This window comes from Burkholderia sp. BCC1047 (assembly GCF_902833155.1).
Lineage (GTDB): Bacteria > Pseudomonadota > Gammaproteobacteria > Burkholderiales > Burkholderiaceae > Burkholderia > Burkholderia sola.
Window position 1 is genome coordinate 38,534 of sequence record NZ_CADFEH010000033.1, and the last position, 15,648, is coordinate 54,181.

Annotated in this window: 15 protein-coding genes and 1 riboswitch; of the genes, 10 read left to right on the forward strand and 5 right to left on the reverse strand. The window is 67.8% G+C overall.

Annotated elements, in window-relative coordinates:
- Positions 1–399: 399 nt before the first annotated feature.
- From HWX55_RS28045 to HWX55_RS28060, 4 genes are all read right to left on the reverse strand, one after another.
- Positions 400–1,797 carry an MFS transporter gene (locus tag HWX55_RS28045; RefSeq protein ID WP_175978075.1) on the reverse strand — a complete coding sequence of 466 codons (1,398 nt, stop codon included), beginning with the start codon at positions 1,795–1,797 and terminating at the stop codon, positions 400–402.
- 183 nt (positions 1,798–1,980) lie between these two features.
- Entirely contained in the window at positions 1,981–2,844 is an 864-nt protein-coding gene (locus HWX55_RS28050; protein WP_175978076.1) for an SH3 domain-containing protein, read from the reverse strand.
- 40 nt (positions 2,845–2,884) lie between these two features.
- Entirely contained in the window at positions 2,885–3,259 is a 375-nt protein-coding gene (locus tag HWX55_RS28055) for a hypothetical protein (RefSeq protein WP_175978077.1), read from the reverse strand.
- 17 nt (positions 3,260–3,276) lie between these two features.
- Positions 3,277–3,657 (reverse strand): helix-turn-helix domain-containing protein, encoded by a 381-nt coding sequence (locus HWX55_RS28060; RefSeq protein WP_175978078.1) that lies wholly within the window; start codon positions 3,655–3,657, stop codon positions 3,277–3,279.
- Positions 3,658–3,793: 136 nt separating this feature from the next.
- On the opposite strand from HWX55_RS28060, the gene gstA reads away from it, so the two are divergent.
- The 6 genes from gstA to HWX55_RS28090 all read left to right on the forward strand — a co-directional run bounded on the left by gstA (position 3,794) and on the right by HWX55_RS28090 (position 11,408).
- Positions 3,794–4,426 carry a glutathione transferase GstA gene (gstA, locus tag HWX55_RS28065; RefSeq protein WP_175978079.1) on the forward strand — a complete coding sequence of 211 codons (633 nt, stop codon included), beginning with the start codon at positions 3,794–3,796 and terminating at the stop codon, positions 4,424–4,426.
- 96 nt (positions 4,427–4,522) lie between these two features.
- The gene (locus HWX55_RS28070) at positions 4,523–4,909 is read left to right on the forward strand and encodes a hypothetical protein (RefSeq protein WP_175978080.1); all 387 of its coding nucleotides are present in this window, start codon (positions 4,523–4,525) and stop codon (positions 4,907–4,909) included.
- A gap of 91 nt (positions 4,910–5,000) precedes the next feature.
- A complete protein-coding gene (locus HWX55_RS28075) occupies positions 5,001–6,293 on the forward strand; it encodes a TolC family protein (RefSeq protein WP_175978081.1) in 1,293 nt (430 codons plus the stop codon).
- An 11-nt stretch (positions 6,294–6,304) separates the two neighbouring features.
- A complete protein-coding gene (locus HWX55_RS28080; protein ID WP_175978082.1) occupies positions 6,305–7,840 on the forward strand; it encodes an efflux RND transporter periplasmic adaptor subunit in 1,536 nt (511 codons plus the stop codon).
- The gene (locus HWX55_RS28085; protein ID WP_175978083.1) at positions 7,837–11,043 is read left to right on the forward strand and encodes an efflux RND transporter permease subunit; all 3,207 of its coding nucleotides are present in this window, start codon (positions 7,837–7,839) and stop codon (positions 11,041–11,043) included. Before HWX55_RS28080 ends, HWX55_RS28085 begins: the two co-directional genes overlap by 4 nt.
- Positions 11,040–11,408 (forward strand): copper-binding protein, encoded by a 369-nt coding sequence (locus HWX55_RS28090; protein WP_175978084.1) that lies wholly within the window; start codon positions 11,040–11,042, stop codon positions 11,406–11,408. Before HWX55_RS28085 ends, HWX55_RS28090 begins: the two co-directional genes overlap by 4 nt.
- Before the next feature lie 92 nt (positions 11,409–11,500).
- Here HWX55_RS28090 and HWX55_RS28095 read toward each other — a convergent pair whose 3' ends face one another.
- The gene (locus tag HWX55_RS28095; RefSeq protein ID WP_175978085.1) at positions 11,501–12,511 is read right to left on the reverse strand and encodes a sodium:calcium antiporter; all 1,011 of its coding nucleotides are present in this window, start codon (positions 12,509–12,511) and stop codon (positions 11,501–11,503) included.
- Between the two features lie 69 nt (positions 12,512–12,580).
- A riboswitch (yybP-ykoY riboswitch) is annotated at positions 12,581–12,749 on the reverse strand.
- 115 nt (positions 12,750–12,864) lie between these two features.
- Between HWX55_RS28095 and HWX55_RS28100 the strand changes: the two genes are divergently transcribed.
- The 4 genes from HWX55_RS28100 (at position 12,865) to HWX55_RS28115 (ending at position 15,639) form a co-directional block, all read left to right on the forward strand.
- The gene (locus tag HWX55_RS28100) at positions 12,865–13,140 is read left to right on the forward strand and encodes a metal/formaldehyde-sensitive transcriptional repressor (protein WP_175978086.1); all 276 of its coding nucleotides are present in this window, start codon (positions 12,865–12,867) and stop codon (positions 13,138–13,140) included.
- Positions 13,141–13,152: 12 nt separating this feature from the next.
- Positions 13,153–14,145 carry a CDF family Co(II)/Ni(II) efflux transporter DmeF gene (gene dmeF / locus HWX55_RS28105; protein ID WP_175978087.1) on the forward strand — a complete coding sequence of 331 codons (993 nt, stop codon included), beginning with the start codon at positions 13,153–13,155 and terminating at the stop codon, positions 14,143–14,145.
- 2 nt (positions 14,146–14,147) lie between these two features.
- Positions 14,148–14,333, forward strand: a complete 186-nt coding sequence (locus HWX55_RS28110; RefSeq protein ID WP_175978088.1) for a DUF1289 domain-containing protein — start codon at positions 14,148–14,150, stop codon at positions 14,331–14,333.
- 97 nt (positions 14,334–14,430) lie between these two features.
- Entirely contained in the window at positions 14,431–15,639 is a 1,209-nt protein-coding gene (locus HWX55_RS28115) for an MFS transporter (protein WP_175978089.1), read from the forward strand.
- The last annotated feature ends 9 nt before the right edge of the window (positions 15,640–15,648 follow it).

Sequence of the window (15,648 nt, forward strand, 5' to 3'; positions counted from 1 at the left end):
GGGGCAGTGTAAACGAGTCACCGCCTTTTTCAATCGACCGACAAGCGATTCCGATGACCAATCTGATCAGGGGCATCCTGCCGCGGGGCGCACGTCGAGGCGAATCGAAGGCGCTCGACTGCGGAGGGGCGGAAGCGATTGGCGCGCGACCGAAGGCAAGCGCGGCAACTGAATCGATGGCTGTCGGGAAGGCAAGGGCGGCTCGCGAGCGTTTCCGGAGTCGACCGCACCGGCGGCGAGGCGCTGACCAGGGCGCCGTCGGCGTCGATACCGATACAGGTGCGCTCGACTACGCAGCCGGCCATCCTCACGATCTTGCACGTGACGGGTGTCGGCGGTTGTGACGCCATACGGGGCAGCGGTCAAGCAGGGCGGCGCAAGTGTGCCGCCCTGGGGTGCCTACGCGTCGATACGCTCCACCTTGCCGACGAGCAGCCCGTACAACAGGCTGCCCGCGAGCGCCATCGCGGCGATGTAGGTGATCGCGAGCGAGAAGTCCGCGCCGTCGACGAGCAGCCCGATCACGATCGGCGTCGCGATCGCGGACAGGTTGCCGACCAGGTTGAACACGCCGCCCGTGAGGCCGATGAGTCGCGCGGGCGCGAGCCCCGACACGAGCGACCACGTGATCGACGCGAAGCCGTTGCCGAAGAACGCGATCGTCATGAACGCGATCACCCAGCCGGTGGAGCTCACGTAGTTCGCGCCGATGATGCAGGTCGAGATCAGCAGCCCCGAAATGATCGGCAGCTTGCGCGCGAAGCCTTGCGCGGCGCCGCGCCGCATCAGCCAGTCCGACAGCACGCCCGAGCAGAGCACGCCGACGAACGCGGCGAGGAACGGCAGCGACGCGAGGAAGCCCGACTTGATGAAGTCCATCCCGCGATACTTGACGAGGTAGGTCGGGAACCACGTGAGGAAGAACCACAGCGTCGAGTTCAGCGCGAACTGGCCGAGGTAGATGCCCCACAGCTTGCGCCGGCCGAGCACGACGCCGAGGTCGCACCACGTCGACGGTGCGCGTTCGGTGCGCGCCGCGATGCGGTCCTCGAGATCGACGAGCCCGCCGCCGTCGCGGATCAGCGCGATTTCGGCCGCGTTGACGCCGCGCAACGCGCGCGGCTCGCGATATACCGCATACCAGATCGCGGCCCATGCGATGCCGGCGAGGCCGGTCGCGACGAACACCATGTGCCAGCCGAGACGCGCCTGCAGCCACGCGAGCACCGGCGTGAGGAACGCGAGGCCGACGAACTGGCCCGACGTGTAGCCGCCGATCGCGCTCGCGCGTTCGCGGGTCGGGAACCATGTCGTCACCACGCGATTGTTGATCGGGTAGGCCGGGGCTTCCAGCGCGCCGACTGCCAGGCGCAGCACGATCAGCCCGACGAACGAGCCGGCGAAACCGAGCAGCAGCGTCGCGGCCGACCACAGCGCGAGCGCACCCGCATACAGCACGCGCGGCGACACTTTGTCGACGAGCCAGCCGCCCGGAATCTGCATCAGCGCATAGGTCCAGCCGAACGCGGAGAACACGAGGCCCGCGCGGACCGGATCGATGTGCAGTTCCTTGAACAGCGCGGGCGCCGCGATCGACAGGTTGCTGCGGTCGAGATAGTTGATCACGACGGTGACGAACAGCAGCGCAAGGATCAGCAGCCGCTTGCGGCTTGGTGGCGTGGCTGGGGCCGCGGCTGCGGTTGCAGTCGCGCGGGAAGTGGATTCGGATGAGGCGCCGGTGTGCGCGGAGGGCCGCTCCGGCGGGGTGGCATGGGTGCGTGACGTGGATTGGGCCACGGTCGTCTCCTGTGTTCTATGCGCCGGCCGGCGCTCGCGAACGAGGCGGCCGAATCGAATGGCGTTGGGGCGAACGTTAGAGCCGTGGCGCGGCGTGCGTCAACATCTGGACAGGCATCCCTATTAATGGGACGTCGGGCGCTCAATATATGGGAAGGGACGGTGAAGGCACGGCATCGTGCATCAGTTTCCCATCGCCTCCTTCGCGCTGACCCAGCCCTGCACGGCGCCGGCTTGCGGGTTGCGATATCGCACCTTCAACCACCGGAAATCGTCACTCGCGTCGATCAACTCCACCGTGTCGCCCGCGACGACGTAGCGGCGCGTCGGTGCGTCGGTCATCGCGTCGTGCAGCGGCAGGCGGGCCGACCGCACCTTGAACGTGACGGTGCCGCCATCGTGATCCTGCGGGCGGCGCGACACGCGCTTGCCGCGCTCGTCGTAGGTGAGCAGCATCGAGGACAGGCCCGATTCGCCGTCGAGCAGTTCGCGCAGGTCGTCGGGGATCGCTTCGCTGGTTTGATACAGATACATCTTGCCGTTGCCGTCGAAGCGGTACGCATCGGTGTACCAGATCGGGCCGCCGCGGCACGAACTGTACAGCGTGCGCGCCTTCGGCTTCGCTTCGACGTTGACCAGGTCGTCGCAACTACCGTGCGGCCCGTTGCCCGCCGGCATCTTCAGCGGTTCGAACCGCTGGCGCGCGGCGTCGTACAGGTAGATGCCATAGGTCTCGTTGACCATGCCGAGCAGTGCGCGCATCGCGAGATCGCGGTGGCCGTCGAAGTTGTAGTCGCCGGTCGCGAGGTGATAATGGCCTTCCTCGTCGGCAGCAGTGACGTCCAGCGTCTGGGTTGTTCCGCTCGGCAGGAAGCGGACCGTGACGTGCGCGCTATCGGCGCGTTCGACGCGTGCCGTGACGGTGTCGTCGACCTTGAACTCCAACAGCGGCTGGGCGGCATGCGCGGCGGGTGCGATCGACGCACACGTGACGACCAGCAGCGCGGCGACACAGGGAGGCGGGTGGAATCGCGGGAAGCGTGTCATGAGCGATTGTCGTGGCGAAGGAGCGTGTGCAAGCGACCGGTCAGCCGTGCGTGCTGTCGTCGCGATAGCCGTTCTTGCCGACGAAGATCTCCTTCAGCGCGGCGCGCAGCGTGACCGGATCGTACTGACCGGGCGCGAGATGGATCACGTAACGCGTCTGGCCGTCTAGACGCGTGGCGACGCCGGGCTCGATCTCGACGTCGATCGTATCGTCGGTCAGCCGCACCGACAGATCCTTGACGCGTACGTTGAGCTGGTCGCGCACCATCACTTCGATCAGCGTGTCGTCCGGAAAGCGCGACAGCACGAAGCAATAGTCCTGCTCCGCATCGTGACAGTAGATGTTGGCGAAGCTTTCGTCGTCGTCGAGGTCGGACGTGGCCGCGCCGACGGTAGCATGAAGTTCCATGCGCATAGTTCCTGCTGAAGGGGTTATTTGTGAGCGTGCATCGTCGTTTCGGTCTCAGACGCGGCGTCGGACATCGCATCGGCCTGCCCATCGCGCGCCTTCAGCCACAGCCCGAATTCGCGCATCACGTCGACCACCGGCCGCAGCCGGTCGCCGTCCGCGGTGAGATCGTACTCGACACGCACCGGTACTTCCGGATAGACGGTGCGCCGCACGAGCCCCGCGTCTTCCAGCGCGCGCAGGTCGAGCGTCAGCATGCGCTGCGAGATGCCCGGCATGTCGCGCCGCAGGTCGCTGAAGCGGCGCGGCCCGTCGAGCAGATACGACACCAGCAGCAGCCGCCAGCGGCCGCCGAGCAGGCGCATCGCTTCTTCAACGGAACATCCTGTCGCACTCGTTTTCATCGTCCCGAATCCTGGTCGGTAAATTTTTTGTGACTACGGCACAAACGGCTGCCGTCTTCTCAGCGTCGCGCCGATGCGAGATATTAGCGCCCGCGTCGCGGCGAATCGATACCTGGACAACCCACGAAGGACACGCATGAAGCTCTATCACGCTCCCGGCAGCTGTTCGCAGGCGATCTGCATCGTACTGCGCGAAGGCGACATCGACGCGGAGATCGTCAAGGTCGACGCGCGCAAGCATGTCGTCGACGGCGGCCGCGATTACTACGACGTGACCGAACTCGGCTACGTGCCGCTGCTCGAACTCGACGACGGCACGATGCTGCGCGAAGGGCCGGTGATCGCGCAGTATCTCGCGGACCAGCGCCCGGAGGCCGCGCTTGCAGCCGCTTACGGCACGCTCGCGCGCTACCGGCTGATGGAATGGCTGAACTTTCTCGGCACCGAGATCCACAAGGGCTTCATCCCGCTGTTGTATGCGGTGCAGGCGGGGAAGTACGTCGAGCCCGTGCGGCAGAAGCTCGACGGCCGCTTCGCGTGGATCGACCGCCAGCTCGACGGCAGGACGTTCGTTACCGGCGACACGTTCACCGTCGCCGATGCGTACCTGTTTGCGCTGACCGGCTGGGGCAAGGCCGACTGGATGCGCTCGGTGTACAACGCGGAAATCGACCTGAGCCGGCATGCGCATCTGCGTACGTGGTACGAGCGGGTGCGCGCGCGGCCAGCGGTGCAGGCCGTGCTGGCGGCGGACAACCTGCTGCAATGACGCGCGGCGGCCGTGGCGGCCGCGGCGCGGCATGCGCGTCGTTTCGCCGTCGCGACGCAGCGCCATGCCGCACCAGCCCGCGCTATAATCGCCGCCATGAAACTGCTTCGGACCTTCATCCTGCTGCTGCTGTGCGCGGTGCTGCCCATCACTGGGCTGGCAGCCAGCGGCTTGACCGGTGAATGTCCGATGCAGCACGGGATGTCGATGGAGGTGGACACGGGCATGAACATGGCCATGTCCGCCGACATGAGCGGCTGCGATTCGATGCAGCCGTCCTCCGCCGATCACGCGAAGGCCAAAGTCAAGGGCACGGCCTGCAAGGTGACGGCCCAATGCCAGTTCGGCAGTCTCTACCACCCGGCCGCCCGCGCCGACGTCAGCCGTCCCGCTGCATTCGCCAGCACGATCGTCTTCCACTACACGCAGTCCGTCCCGGCTCGCGACCCGAACGGGTTGTGGCGCCCGCCACGCATCAGCTGATCCCGATTTGACCGGTTCGCCGCGTACGCGGTGAGGTTCGTCCTGTGCGCAGGACGTGGAATCCCTTTGGGTTCCGATTTGGGGTTACACCATGTCATTCGCTTTCCGCATGCCGCGCATGCCGCGTGCACGTCGGCGCGCGCCCGTACCGTGGGCCGCGCTGCTGATGGCGGGCGCCGTTCACGCGCAGCAGGCGCCGCTGACGCTGGACGCCGCGCTGCAGTCCGCCACCGATCGTTCCGCGTCGATGCAGGCCGCGCAGGCTTCCGTGCTCGCGCGTTCCGAAGCGGCCATCAAGGCCGGCCAGTTGCCGGACCCGATGCTCAAGGCCGGCATCGACAACCTGCCGGTCAACGGCGGGCAGCGCTTCACCGTCGGCCAGGACTTCATGACGATGCGCCGCATCGGCATCGAGCAGGAATGGGTGTCCGGCGACAAGCGGCGGCTGCGTACCGCGCTGGCCGACGAACAGGTCGGCCGCGAGCGCGCCGGCTATCTCGTGCAACTGGCGGCCGTGCGCCGGCAGACCGCGACGGCGTGGCTCGATGCCGTCTATGCGAAGCAGGCGCTCGCGCTTCAGCAGGCGCTGCTCGGTCACATGAACCATGAACTCGACGCGACGCAGGCGTCGTATCGCGGCGCGAAGGCGAGCGCGGGCGACGTCGTGCAGGCCCGCGCGATGCTCGCGCAGGCGCAGGACCAGGTGCTCAAGGCGCAGCAGGCGTATCGCACCGCACTTGTCGCGTTGGGCCGATGGACGGCGGCGCCCGTGACGGACGTGGCGGGTACGCCGCCCGCGCCCGAATCCTTCGTCTCGTCATTGCCGCCGGACGAGCTGCGCCTGTCGCAGCCGGCGCTCGTCGCCGCCGCGAACGATATCGCGGTGGCCGAAGCCGACGCCGCGGTCGCGAACAGCGAGCGCAGCCCCAACTGGACGTGGGAAATCGCGTACCAGCAGCGCGGCGGCGCGTATTCGAACATGGTGTCGGTCGGCGTCTCGATCCCGCTGCCGCTCGATCGCAAGAATCGCCAGAACCGCGACGTCGCCGAAAAGGCCGCGCTCGCGACGAAGGCGCGCCTGATGTACGAGGACACGCTGCGGCAGGTACAGGCCGACATCCGCACGCAATCCGACACGCTGGCGAGCGGCCGCGAACGTATCGCGAACCTGGGCGCCGCGCTGTTGCCGGCCGCCGAGCAGCGCGTGCAGCTCGCGACGGCCGCGTACCGGGCCGGCACGGGTTCGCTCGCCGACACGTTCGCCGCGCGGCGTGCACAACTCGACGCGCAGTTGCAGGTGCTCGATCTCAGGCGCGAGGTCTCGCAGACCTGGGCGCAACTCGAATATCAGGTCGTGCCGTCGGCGACGGCCGCCGCGCAGTGAAGGAGACGCTCATGACAAGGCAATCACTGATGCGTGCGGCGCTGATCGCGTTCGCCGGCGCGGCGCTCGCCGGCGCCGGCTATTTCGCGGGCGTTCGCCATGCGACGCGCGGCGCGGCGACGGTCGCCGTGCCCGCCGCCGCGCCGTCGGGCGTACCGTCGGGTGTGCCTGCTCAGCAGGCCGCACGCAAGGTGCTGTACTGGCACGACCCGATGGTGCCGAACCAGCACTTCGACAAACCGGGCAAATCGCCGTTCATGGACATGCAGTTGCAGCCCGTCTATGCGGATGAAGGCGGTGCCGCGGCGGGCATCCGGATCGATCCGGGCCTGCAGCAGAACCTCGGCATCCGCTATGCGACCGTGCGCCGGCAGCAGACGGCGGCCGGCTTCGACGCGGTAGGCACCACGCAGTTCGACGAAGCGCGCGCGGCGGTCGTGCAGTCGCGCGTCACGGGCTACATCGATCGTCTGTATGCGCGTGCGCCGATGCAGCGTATCGCGAAGGGCGCGCCGGTCGCATCGCTGTTCGTGCCCGACTGGCTCGCGCCGCAGGAGGAGTATCTCGTGCTGAAGCGCGGCGGGATGGACGGCAGCCTGCTCGATGCGGCGCGCGCACGGATGCGCGCGCTGTCGATCCCGGACGCGATGATCGCGGCCCTCGACCGCACCGGCCGCGCGCAGACGCACGTCGTGCTGAGCGCGCCGGAAACCGGCGTCGTCAGCGAGCTGAACGTGCGCGACGGCGCGATGGTCGCGCCCGGTCAGACACTCGCGAAGATCGCCGGGCTGTCGACGCTGTGGCTGATCGTCGAGGTGCCGGAAGCGCTCGCGTTGAACGTGCAGCCGGGGATGTCGGTCGATGCGACGTTCGCGGGCGATCCGGCCCGGCATTTCAGCGGACGCATCCGCGAGGTGCTGCCCGGCATCAGCACGGGCAGCCGTACGTTGCAGGCGCGTGTGGAGATCGACAACGCGTCGCTGAAGCTCACGCCCGGCATGCTGATGCGCGTGCGGATCGCCGAGAAGGAGACGGTGTTGCGCCTGCTGGTGCCGTCCGAGGCGGTGATCGCGACCGGCCGGCGCACGATCGTCATCGCGAAGCACGGCGACGGCCGGCTGCAGCCGGTGTCGGTGACGGTCGGCAACGACGTCGGCGGCGACACGGAAGTGCTCGGCGGGCTGAACGAAGGCGACACGGTCGTCGCGTCGGGGCAGTTCCTGATCGATTCGGAAGCCAGCCTGAAAAGCGTGCTGCCGCGGCTGGGGCGGGCGGCAGGCACAAGCGCGGCCGCCTCATCCGCGACGGCAACCGCGCCGGTCTACGAAACCACCGGCAAGGTGGAGAAGGTCACGGCCGACGACATCACGTTCTCGCATCAACCGGTGCCGGCGCTTGGCTGGGGCGCGATGACGATGGCGTTCGGCAAGCCGTCGGCGCACGCGTTTCCGGACGTGAAGCCGGGCCAGACCGTGCGCTTCGCGTTCACGCAGACCGACGACGGCTATCGGCTGACGAAGGTCGAGCCGCAGGGAGGCGAGCGATGATCGCGCGCATCATTCACTGGTCCGTCCATCACCGGTTTCTGGTGCTGCTGGCCACCGTGCTGCTCGCGGCATGGGGCGTGCATTCGCTGCGACAGACGCCGCTCGACGCATTACCCGACCTGTCGGACACGCAGGTGATCGTGAAGGCGTCGTATCCGGGCAAGGCGCCGCAGGTCGTCGAGGATCAGGTGACCTATCCGCTGACGACGACGCTGCTCGGCGTGCCGGGCGCGAAAACCGTGCGCGCGTACTCGTCGTTCGGCGATGCGTTCGTCTACGTGCTGTTCGACGACCGCACCGATCCGTACTGGGCGCGTTCGCGCGTGCTCGAATACCTGAGCCAGGTGCAGAGCCGCCTGCCGGCGGGCGCGACCGTGTCGCTCGGGCCGGATGCGACCGGTGTCGGCTGGGTGTACGAGTACGCGCTCGTCGATCGCACTGGTCAGCACGACCTCGGCCAACTGCGCGTGCTCAACGACTGGTTCCTGAAGTTCGAGCTGAAGGCCGTGCCGGACGTATCGGAAGTGGCGAGCATCGGCGGCATGGTGCGCCAGTACCAGGTCGTGCTCGATCCGGACAAGCTGCGCGCGTACGGCATCACGCAGGCGGCGGTCGCGGAGGCGCTGGGCAAGGCCAACCAGGCGTCCGGCGGCTCGGTCGTCGAGCTGGCCGAGTCGGAGTACATGGTGCGGTCGTCCGGCTACCTGCGCACGCTCGACGATTTCCGTCGCGTCGTGCTGCGCACCGACGACACCGGCACGCCCGTCCTGCTCGGCGACGTCGCGCGCATCCAGGTCGGCCCGGCGATGCGGCGCGGCATCGCGGAACTGAACGGGCAGGGCGAGGTGACGGGCGGCGTCGTCGTGATGCGCTCGGGCAAGAACGCGCTGACGACGATCGACGCGGTGAAGGCGAAGCTCGCCGACCTGAAGCGTTCGCTGCCGCCGGGCGTCGAGATCGTCACGACCTACGACCGTTCGCAACTGATCGCGCGCGCGGTCGACAACCTGACGGACAAGCTGATCGAGGAATTCGTCATCGTCGGCATCGTCTGCGCGGTGTTCCTGTTTCATCTGCGCAGCGCGCTGGTCGCGATCCTGTCGCTGCCGCTCGGCGTGCTGGCCGCGTTCATCGTGATGCGCTACCAGGGCGTGAATGCGAACCTGATGTCGCTCGGCGGGATCGCGATCGCGATCGGCGCGATGATCGACGCGGCGATCGTGATGATCGAGAACGCGCACAAGCATCTGGAAGCATACGACCGCGCGCATCCCGGCGAGCCGATCACCACTGCGCGCCGTTGGGAACTCGTCGCGGCGTCGGCCGCGGAGGTCGGGCCGGCACTGTTCTTCTCGCTGCTGATCATCACGCTGTCGTTCGTTCCGGTGTTTTCGCTGGAAGGGCAGGAGGGCAAGCTGTTCGCGCCGCTCGCGTTCACGAAGACCTATACGATCGCGGCCGCCGCCGGGCTGTCGGTGACGCTGGTGCCGGTGCTGATGGGCTATCTGGTGCGCGGTCGCATTCCGCACGAGCACGCGAACCCGCTCAACCGCGTGCTGATCGGTCTGTACCGGCCGCTGCTCGAAGCGACGCTGCGGCGCCCGTGGGCCGCGATCGGCGTCGCGGTCGTCGCGCTCGTGCTGACGGCCGTGCCGTTGTCGCGGCTCGGCGGCGAATTCATGCCGCCGCTCGACGAAGGCGATTTGCTGTACATGCCGACCGCGCTGCCGGGCATCTCGGCGGACAAGGCGAGCGAGCTGCTGCAGCAGACCGACCGGCTGATCAAGACCGTGCCCGAGGTCGACACGGTGTTCGGCAAGTCGGGCCGCGCCGATACGGCGACCGACCCGGCGCCGCTCGAGATGTTCGAGACGACGATCCGCTTCAAGCCGCGCAGCGCGTGGCGGCCGGGCATGACGCCGGAAAAGCTCGTCGACGAACTCGACCGGACGGTGAAGGTGCCGGGCTTGTCGAACGTATGGGTGCCGCCGATCCGCAACCGGCTCGACATGCTGTCCACCGGGATCAAGACGCCGGTCGGCGTGAAGATTTCCGGGCCGGACCTGGCGGGGATCGATGGGATCGCGACACAGGTCGAGGCAGCCGTGAAGCGCGTGCCGGGCGTGACGTCCGCGCTCGCGGAACGGCTGAACGGCGGCCGCTACATCGACGTCGACATCGACCGGCTCGCCGCCGCGCGTTACGGGCTGTCGGTGGCCGATATCCAGTCGGTCGTGTCGTCGGCGATCGGCGGCGAGGACGTCGGCGAAGTGATCGCCGGGCGCGAGCGCTTCCCGATCAACATCCGCTATCCGCGCGAGATCCGCGATTCGCTCGAGAACCTGCGGCAACTGCCGATCGTCACCGCGCGCGGCGCGCAGATCCGCCTCGGCGACGTCGCGCACGTCGCGATCGCCGACGGGCCGCCGATGATCCGCAGCGAGAACGCACGGCTGTCCGGCTACGTGTACGTCGATCTCCGCGGTGCCGACCTGAGCACGGCCGTCCGTGCGATGCAGAAGACCGTCGCGCAACAGGTCGCGTTGCCGCCCGGCTATTCGATCGCGTGGTCGGGTCAGTTCGAGTACCTCGAACGCGCGGCGGCGACGCTGCACACCGTCGTGCCCGTCACGCTCGTCGTGATCTTCGTGCTGTTGTTCGTCACGTTCGATTCGGCGGCCGACGCGTTGCTGCTGATGTCGACGGTGCCGTTCGCGCTGGTCGGCGGGTTCTGGCTCGTGTGGGCGCTCGGCCATGCGGTGTCCGTCGCGACGTCGGTCGGTTTCATCGCACTGGCCGGCGTGGCCGCCGAATTCGGCGTCGTGATGCTGCTGTACCTGAAGGGCGCGCTGCAGCGCCGGCTCGATGCCGGCGAACCGCTGACCGATGCGTTGCTGCTCGACGCGATTCGCGAAGGCGCGGTGTTGCGCGTGCGGCCGAAGGCGATGACGGTCGCCGTCGTGCTCGCCGGGCTCGTGCCGATCATGATCGGCCATGGCGCCGGCTCCGAAGTCATGCAGCGCATCGCCGCGCCGATGGTCGGCGGCATGGTCACGGCGCCGCTCTTGTCGATGTTCGTCATTCCCGCCGCGTGGCTTCTGCTTCAGCGCCGTCGTGCGCGAAGCGCGGGCCGCGCGCGGCATTCCGATGCAGTTTCTTCCGGCACGAACGTGCCATCCATCCCAACCGGAGAATCACGATGAAGATGAATCAATTGATCGCTACTGCCACCGCTGTCGTCGCGCTGAGTGCGTTCGCGGTACCGGCGTTCGCCGCCGGCGAGATGTCGGGCATGGACATGTCCGGCATGAAGATGTCGTCGGACGGTGCGGCGGAATCGAACGCCGCGCTGACCGACGCCGAGGTGAAGAAGGTCGATGCCGCGAGCGGCAAGATCACGCTGAAGCACGGCGCGCTGGAGAACGTCGGGATGCCGCCGATGACGATGGCGTTCAAGGCGAAGGATGCGGCGATGCTCGCGCAAGCGCATGCGGGCGATAAGGTGAGGGTGCGGATCGAGAAGGTCGACGGCACGTTGACGATCGTCAAACTCGTCAAGGATTCCTGATCGTCCGGATGCGGGCGTTGCCGTCGCCCGCGTCGGGTGCCATGAAACGCGCCGCGCCGACGTGTTCGTCGGCCGGCGCGCCCGACCGGCGCTCAGCGCGTCAGCGTCACCACCAGATACCCCGCATAACCCGCGCCATTCGCGAGCAACGCCCAGATCGCGAGCCCGCGCGTGCGCGCATTGACGCGCAGCCAGGCCGCCGCCGCGAGCGTGACGATCACGCCGGTCAGCACTTCGGGGCGCGGCTCCCACGGCGTCAGCATGATGCCGATCGCCGGCAGCAGCGTGCCCTGGAACACCATCGCGCCGGTGATGTTGCCGAACGCGAGCGTGTCCTTCCCGCGGCGAATCCACAGCACGCTGTTGACCTTCTCCGGCAGTTCCGTCGCGATCGGCACGATGATCAGCGACAGCAGCAGCGCCGACACGCCGAGCGCGTGCGACACGCCTTCCACACCATGAATGAAGCCCTTCGCGCCGCCGACCAGCAGCGCGACGCCGATCAGCAGTTGCAGCAAGATCGTCGACAGGTTGGTCGGCAGGCCGACGTGCGACAGGAACATTGCGTGCGGCGCCTCGGTGCCGTGACCGGCGTCGACGAGCCCAGTCGACGCGCGGAACGTCAGCACGACGTACACCACGTAGAGGCCGACCAGCATCGCGGCGAGCAGCGCGCGCACGGCCCAGTTGTGATGCGGGACGAACATCGCGACGGTCGCCAGCGAGAATGCGGCGAGGAAGGTGTTCATGTCGCGCACGAAGCCCGTGCGTTCGGGCGCGATCGTGCCGCGCAGCCCGCGCGAGCGGATCACGGCGAGCGCCATCAGGAGCGTGGTGAGCGTCGCGAGCATCAGCGGCGCGCCGAGAATCGCGCCGACACCGATCTCCTCGTTCACGGCCTGGTTCGACGTGCCGCCGGCCAGCGCGAGCAGCGGCACCATCGTTTCGGGCAGCGCGGTGCCGACGGCCGCGAACAGCGAGCCGGTCACGCCTTCGGAAATCTTCAGGCGTTCGCCGAGATGTTCGAGCGCATTGGTGAAGACTTCGGCGGCGATGAGGATGACGATCAGCATGAACGCCAGTTCGACGAACATGAAGGTCATGCGGCACCTCCGCGGGCAGCGGTGGCGTGAGGTAGACGAGCGGGAAGGAACATGGGGACTCCGTGGTCGGACGCTGACGAACCATGACACATCCGCCGGCGTCCGACCAGGAACGACGCGATGTGCCGATGGTCTCGCCAAGCCGATCAGGCCGAACGCGCCACGGCCGCGGGCCGAGTGTGTTGACGCGTTCGCTTTCCGGGGGACGGAAAGCAGGCTACTCCCCAAAGACGGAAAGCAGTCTAGCCGAGCGGTTTTCGTTCGACAAGCCTTCGTCTCGAAAAATATACCCCTCTACCCTATAGGGGAAATCTTTCGGAGATATACTCCCCTACCCTATCCAGGAGCCGCCGATGAGTCATACCGTTCGCGAGAAACAGAAGCTGCTGAACCGCGTGCGCCGTATCAAGGGGCAGGTCGAAGCGATCGAGCGCGCGCTGGAGGAAGAGCGCGGCTGCAACGACGTGCTGCAACGGATCACGAGCTGCCGCGGCGCGATGAACGGCTTGCTGGCCGTCGTGCTGGAAGACCACATCCGGTCGCATCTCGTCGATGCGGATACGTCCGACGCACACGAAGGCAGCGCGACCGAGCAGCTCATCGACGTCGTGCACAGCTATTTCAAGTAACCGGATCGCAACATGAACGAATTCAACCGCACGTCGGCCGGCGGCGCGCACAGCCACGCGTTTCTGGGCGCCGCACATGCGCGCAACGAGCGTAAGACGTGGATGGTCATCGGCCTGTGCACGGCGATGATGATCGCCGAGATCGTCGGCGGCACGCTGTTCGGCTCGCTGGCGCTGGTCGCCGACGGGCTGCACATGTCGACGCACGCGGGCGCGCTGCTGATCGCGGCGCTGGCCTATACCTATGCGCGCCGGCACGCCGACGATCCGCGCTTCGTGTTCGGCACCGGGAAGCTCGGCGACCTGGCCGGCTTCACGAGCGCGATTGTGCTGGCGATGATTGCATTGCTGGTCGGCTATGAGGCGATCGCGCGCCTGCTGGCGCCGGTGCCGATCCACTTCGACGAAGCGATTCCGATCGCCGTGCTGGGACTCGCCGTGAACCTCGCGAGCGTGTGGCTGCTGAGCGGCGATCACCATCACGGGCATGGTCATGATCATCATCATCCGCACGACCACGATCATGACCACGACGACACACACGATGATCACGGTTCGCACTCGGCCGCGCATCGCGACCACAACATCCGGTCGGCCTACGTTCACGTGATCGCCGATGCGGCCGTGTCGGTGCTGGCGATCGTCGGCCTGCTGCTCGCGCGCGCGTTCGGCTGGGTCTGGATGGATCCGCTCGCGGGCATCGTCGGCGCGCTGGTGATCGCCAACTGGGCGTACGGGCTGATGCGCGATACGGGCGGGATCCTGCTCGACGTCAACGTCGACCGCAGGCTGACGGACAACGTGCGCCGCGCGATCGAGGCGCTCGGCGACAAGGTCAACGACCTCCATGTATGGCGCGTGGGCCCCGGGCACATGAGCGCGATCGTGTCGGTCGAATCGGGCGACGCCGCGCGCGACGCGCGTTTCTACCATGCGCTGCTCGCGCGCTTCGACGGCATGTCGCACGTGACCGTCGAAGTGATGACGCGTGCGAAGGCAGCCTGATCGTGGCCGCGAAATCGCCGTGTATCGACCTGTGCGCGTTCGACGGCCGCACGGGCTTTTGTGTCGGCTGCCTGCGCACGCGCGACGAGGCGCGCGACTGGAAGAAGCTGACCGATCATCGCCGACACCAGATACTGAACGATCGTACGCGGCGGCAGGCGAAGCTGCGGCGCGACGCGGCGCAATAGCAAGCGCGCACGCGCGCCTCGGTCTGCGATCAGGGTTGCGAGCATGCGGTAGCATCACAGGCATTCGGCATCACGATGCCTGAACCGGGAGCGATCCATGCAGACCGACGCACCGACCGGCATTCTTCGGCAGATTCCGCGCAGCGTGTGGGTGCTCGGCTGCGTCAGCCTGCTGATGGACGTGTCGTCCGAAATCATCCACAGCCTGTTGCCGATGTTCCTGATGGCGGGCCTTGGCGCGAGCGCGACGACGATCGGCGTGATCGAAGGGATCGCGGAGGCGACGTCGCCGGTCGTCAAGGTGTTTTCCGGCACGCTGAGCGACTACCTGCGCAATCGCAAATGGCTCGCGGTCGCCGGCTACGCGCTCGGCGCGCTCAGCAAGCCGTTGTTCGCGATCGCGCCGACGATCGGCGTCGTGGTGACCGCGCGGATCGTCGACCGCATCGGCAAGGGGATTCGCGGCGCGCCGCGCGATGCGCTCGTCGCCGACGTCACGCCGGTTCACCTGCGCGGCGCCGCGTACGGGTTGCGCCAGTCGCTCGACACGGTGGGCGCGTTCCTCGGGCCGCTGCTGGCTGTCGTCATCATGCTGGTGTGGCGCGACGATTTCCGCCTCGCGTTCTGGCTGGCCGTGATTCCCGGCGTGCTGGCCGTGGCGCTGCTCGCGTTCGGCATCGACGAGCCGGCGCGTGCGCCGGGCGAGAAGCGCGTGAACCCGATCCGCCGCGCGGTCGTCGCGCAACTCGGCGTCCGCTACTGGTGGGTCGTCGCCGTCGGCGGCGTGTTCGCGCTCGCGCGTTTCAGCGAGGCGTTCCTGGTGCTGCGCGCGATGGGCAGCGGCGTGCCCGTCGCGCTCGTGCCGCTCGTGATGGTCGCGATGAACGTCGTGTATGCATTGTCCGCTTACCCGTTCGGCAAGCTCGCCGATACGACGAGCCACACGAAACTGATGGTGATCGGGCTCGTGCTGCTGATCGCCGCCGACATCGTGCTGGCGCACGGCGCGCACTGGCCGGCCGTGCTCGTCGGCGTCGCGCTGTGGGGGCTCCATATGGGGATGACGCAAGGGCTGCTCGCGACGATGGTCGCGCAGGCCGCGCCGGCCGAATTGCGAGGCACGGCGTTCGGCGTGTTCAATCTGATCAGCAGCATCGTGACGCTCGTCTCGAGCGTCGTCGCAGGCGTGCTGTGGGATCGGGCGGGCGCCGCGGCCACGTTCTACGCGGGGGCTATCTTCAGCGCGGCGACCATCGTGCTGCTCGTGTGCGTTCGCACGTCGTTCGCCGCCGCGCGGGATCGCTAGCGCCGAACG

Excerpts from the sequence above, each read along its gene's own strand:
- HWX55_RS28050 (WP_175978076.1), bottom strand. The coding sequence starts at position 2,844 with ATGACACGCTTCCCGCGATTCCACCCGCCTCCCTGTGTCGCCGCGCTG.
- dmeF (WP_175978087.1), top strand. The coding sequence starts at position 13,153 with ATGAACGAATTCAACCGCACGTCGGCCGGCGGCGCGCACAGCCACGCG.
- HWX55_RS28060 (WP_175978078.1), bottom strand. The coding sequence starts at position 3,657 with ATGAAAACGAGTGCGACAGGATGTTCCGTTGAAGAAGCGATGCGCCTG.
- HWX55_RS28115 (WP_175978089.1), top strand. The coding sequence starts at position 14,431 with ATGCAGACCGACGCACCGACCGGCATTCTTCGGCAGATTCCGCGCAGC.
- HWX55_RS28100 (WP_175978086.1), top strand. The coding sequence starts at position 12,865 with ATGAGTCATACCGTTCGCGAGAAACAGAAGCTGCTGAACCGCGTGCGC.
- HWX55_RS28055 (WP_175978077.1), bottom strand. The coding sequence starts at position 3,259 with ATGCGCATGGAACTTCATGCTACCGTCGGCGCGGCCACGTCCGACCTC.
- HWX55_RS28095 (WP_175978085.1), bottom strand. The coding sequence starts at position 12,511 with ATGACCTTCATGTTCGTCGAACTGGCGTTCATGCTGATCGTCATCCTC.
- gstA (WP_175978079.1), top strand. The coding sequence starts at position 3,794 with ATGAAGCTCTATCACGCTCCCGGCAGCTGTTCGCAGGCGATCTGCATC.
- HWX55_RS28090 (WP_175978084.1), top strand. The coding sequence starts at position 11,040 with ATGAAGATGAATCAATTGATCGCTACTGCCACCGCTGTCGTCGCGCTG.
- HWX55_RS28085 (WP_175978083.1), top strand. The coding sequence starts at position 7,837 with ATGATCGCGCGCATCATTCACTGGTCCGTCCATCACCGGTTTCTGGTG.
- HWX55_RS28070 (WP_175978080.1), top strand. The coding sequence starts at position 4,523 with ATGAAACTGCTTCGGACCTTCATCCTGCTGCTGCTGTGCGCGGTGCTG.
- HWX55_RS28080 (WP_175978082.1), top strand. The coding sequence starts at position 6,305 with ATGACAAGGCAATCACTGATGCGTGCGGCGCTGATCGCGTTCGCCGGC.
- HWX55_RS28075 (WP_175978081.1), top strand. The coding sequence starts at position 5,001 with ATGTCATTCGCTTTCCGCATGCCGCGCATGCCGCGTGCACGTCGGCGC.